Raw genomic sequence first — 2,441 nt, 5'->3', positions numbered from 1 at the left:
TCAGGCCCGGTCAATAACGTCACATGGCTCATGCTGTGCTGCTAACTACGCTCGTAAGGACGACCTTAAGAGCGCAGACTCGCTACCGTGCCATGCTCGCGCAAGGCGGCCCTCGCCGGAGGCGTACGACTTTGCCGACGCCGCATTGTGACGTGCCAGCAAATCCTCTTGGCCCGCGCGCTGTCTCTATCGGGACAGAAGGACATCAACCACCTGGTCCATGGCATGGCTCATCTAACTACGACTAGGTACAAGGCGGAGCGCAAACCAGTCACACAGCCGCTTGGCACCGCCCGCTCACGCGGCACTATCAGCGGACTACCCCTCTGATCTTCCCCGGCCGAACGGTACCCTAGTTCACTGCCTGATCCGCACGTGGCCAATCCACGGTGCGTTTTCGGTCAAGCCTTGCAACAGATCCTTCAAAGAAATTCACAGAGTCTTAGCAGTTCCAAGTCGCTGTGAATGGTAGGCTTATCTCATGATCTATCGTAGGTCAGTGAGGTCAAACCAGGGCGCGCTTGTTCTCCAACCCGCAAGAACGCGACCTATCGGCACCTCGGCCATGATGAGCCTGAGTTCACCCAGGAGAGGACTGACAGAGCCAACGACTTGCGGCGCGACGCAGGAGTCGCAGCCCCGTGGGGCACCGCGCCGAACAATCGGCACGCGGAAAGCCCATCGCAATTGGCTGAACCCGCGCCCGTCCGTGCCAGAGATTTTGATGCCGGAATATGACGTGCTTTGCATCGGCAATGCCATTGTCGACATCATCGCCCAGTGCGACGAGGCCTTTCTCGAAACCAACGGCATCATCAAGGGCGCGATGAACCTCATCGACACCCGGCGCGCCGAGTTGCTCTACAGCCGCATGGGACCGGCGATCGAGGCGTCGGGCGGCAGCGCCGGCAACACGGCGGCGGGCGTGGCGAGCTTCGGCGGCCGCGCCGCCTTCTTCGGCAAGGTGTCCAACGACCCGCTCGGCGACATCTACACGCACGACATCCACGCCCAGGGTGTGGCCTTCGACACGAGGCCGCTCCAGGGCGAACCGCCGACGGCGCGCTCGATGATCTTCGTCACGCCGGACGGCGAGCGCTCGATGAACACCTATCTCGGCGCCTGCGTCGAGCTCGGGCCGGAGGACGTCGAGGCCGACAAGGCCGCCGGCGCCAGGGTCACCTATTTCGAGGGTTATCTGTGGGATCCGCCGCGCGCCAAGGAAGCGATCCGGCAGACCGCGCGGCTCGCGCATGCCGCCGGCCGCGAAGTGTCGATGACGCTGTCGGATTCCTTCTGCGTCGACCGCTACCGCGACGAGTTCCTGGATCTGATGCGCTCCGGCACGGTCGATATCGTTTTCGCCAACAGCCACGAGATCAAGTCGCTCTACCAGACGTCCTCCTTCGAGGACGCGCTGGCTGCGATCCGCAAGGACTGCAAGATCGCCGCCGTCACCCGCTCGGAAAAAGGCTCGGTGATCGTGCGCGGCAACGAGACCGTCACTATTCACGCGACGGCGATCAAGGAACTGGTCGACACGACCGGCGCCGGCGACCTCTATGCCGCCGGCTTCCTCTACGGCTACACGGCCGGCCGCAGCCTCCAGGATTGCGGCGATCTCGGCTCGCTGGCGGCTGGGCTGGTGATCCAGCAGATTGGCCCGCGCCCGCGCCAGAACCTGCGCCGCGAAGCCGGGCTGGCATAGGGGCGTGCCAAGACCTAGCTGCCTTCCTCCCGGTAAGCGCCGGCACATCGAAATGTCGCATGTGCATCCCGCAGACGGTGGTTTCCCCGTGGCGCTTCCAGTTATCGAAGGTCGTGCCCCGCTGAGTGGTGTAGCTCGACGGTGGAGAAGCCGCTCGCGAGCGCGCCCTCAATTGCGCCGAAGCGAGCGAGCGGCGGTGGTCATCGATGTTCTTCGGTAGGGTTGGGTTGCTGAGACCAACCTGATTCGAAGGAACGACCGATGACCGACGACATGATGAACCTGCGCGCGCTCGTGGAGCCCGACGCCGATATCCTGCGCGAGATGATCGGCTTTGCTGCCGAGCGGCTGATGGAGCTGGAGGTGGGCACGGCGACCGGCGCCGGCTATGGCGAGAAGAACCCGCTTCGGCAGGCCCAGCGCAACGGCTATCGCGAGCGCGACTGGGAGACGCGGGCCGGAACGGTCGAGCTGCGCATTCCCAAGCTCAGGAAGGGCTCTTACTTCCCCTCGTTCCTGGAGCCGCGGCGCATGGCCGAGAAGGCGCTCACCGCGGTCATCCAGGAAGCCTATATCCAAGGCATCTCAACCCGGTCGATGATCTGGTTGCGTATTTCGCAAAAGCCGGACGGGGATTCCGCTAAGTCGCGGACAGGCGTTTCACCAAGTCCCGGACAGTTTGGCGGCGGTGGTCCTCGGGTGCCAGGTTGTCGTCATGGGCGATTGATTTCGC

General features: G+C 63.7%; 2 protein-coding genes. Both read left to right on the top strand.

Features of this window, described 5'->3' with window-relative positions:
• The first annotated feature begins 724 nt into the window (after positions 1–724).
• On the top strand, positions 725–1,708 hold the full coding sequence (locus AC4FWB_RS33845) for an adenosine kinase (RefSeq protein WP_491030557.1): 984 nt from the start codon (positions 725–727) through the stop codon (positions 1,706–1,708).
• A 261-nt stretch (positions 1,709–1,969) separates the two neighbouring features.
• Positions 1,970–2,441, top strand: a 472-nt coding sequence (locus tag AC4FWB_RS33840) for a transposase (RefSeq protein WP_491030556.1), incomplete at its 3' end; no start/stop codon positions are given.

Source organism: Mesorhizobium sp. LEGMi-168a (assembly GCF_058312955.1).
This window is presented reverse-complemented; position numbering and strand designations above follow the sequence as displayed.

Coding starts and splice junctions, on each gene's coding strand:
- AC4FWB_RS33845 (WP_491030557.1), top strand. CDS start 725: ATGCCGGAATATGACGTGCTTTGCATCGGCAATGCCATTGTCGACATC.